Consider the following 939-nt stretch of genomic DNA (forward strand, 5'->3'; position numbering starts at 1 on the left):
CTTTATTATCGAGTTCGGTGACCGCCTGGACGGTCACTTCTGAGAAAAGGCATTTACACAGAATCTTAAACAGGCTCCACCACGCTCGCCGCCGTGATCGCTACCGAAGAACACGTAATTTTTCTTTCCAAGACAGACTGCACGAAGCGCTCTTTCCGCTGTGTTATTGTACGTCTCCGCCAGTCCGTCATCACTGTAATAACAGAGGGCGTCCCACTGATTCAGTACATAGCTGAACGCTTCGCCCAGTCTGGATTTTTTCGACAGCGTGCCATTCTTCTCCACCATCCATTCATGCAGCGACGTCAGTAACGCTTTGCTTCGCTGCTGTCTGACTGCAAGACGCTCTGACTCTGGTAATCCCCGTATTTCATCCTCGATGGTGTACAGTTCACTGATTCGCTTCAGGGCTTCTTCTGCCGTCGCACTTTTGCTGCTGATGTATACATCGTGGATTTTTCTCCGGGCATGGGCCCAGCACGCAACTTCTGTCAGCGCACCACCTTCACGTTCTGCACTGAACAGCCTGTCATAACCTGTGAACGCATCCGCCTGCAGGATACCCCGGAAGGGGCGGAGGTGTTGCTCCGGGTGTTTCCCCTGCCGGTTCGGTGAGTACGCGAACCAGACCGCCGGAGGAGATGACGAACCCGCATTGCGATCATCCCGGACATACGTCCAGATGCGCCCTGTTTTCGTCTTTTTCAGGCCCGGTGCCAGTATCTTTACCGGTGTGTCGTCAGTGTGAAGCTTGCGGGTATTCATCACATAACGGTACAGGGCATCATTCAGCGGCATCATTAACTGGCAGCACGCGTCAACCCAGTTGGAGAGTAATGCACGGCTCAGTTCGACACCCTGTCGGGCAAAGATTTCACTCTGACGATACAGTGGCAGGTGTTCGCAGTATTTTCCCGTTAACACGCGGGCAAGTAATCC

1 pseudogene is annotated in these 939 nt (G+C 53.4%); it reads right to left on the minus strand.

The features are described from left to right. Window positions 1-78: 78 nt before the first annotated feature. Window positions 79-939 (minus strand): annotated as a pseudogene (gene tnpC / locus BEB42_RS25890) (IS66 family transposase); the annotation flags it as partial.

The sequence above is a fragment of the Escherichia sp. MOD1-EC5990 genome, assembly GCF_002965285.1.
In the GTDB taxonomy this organism is placed as follows: domain Bacteria; phylum Pseudomonadota; class Gammaproteobacteria; order Enterobacterales; family Enterobacteriaceae; genus Escherichia; species Escherichia coli_F.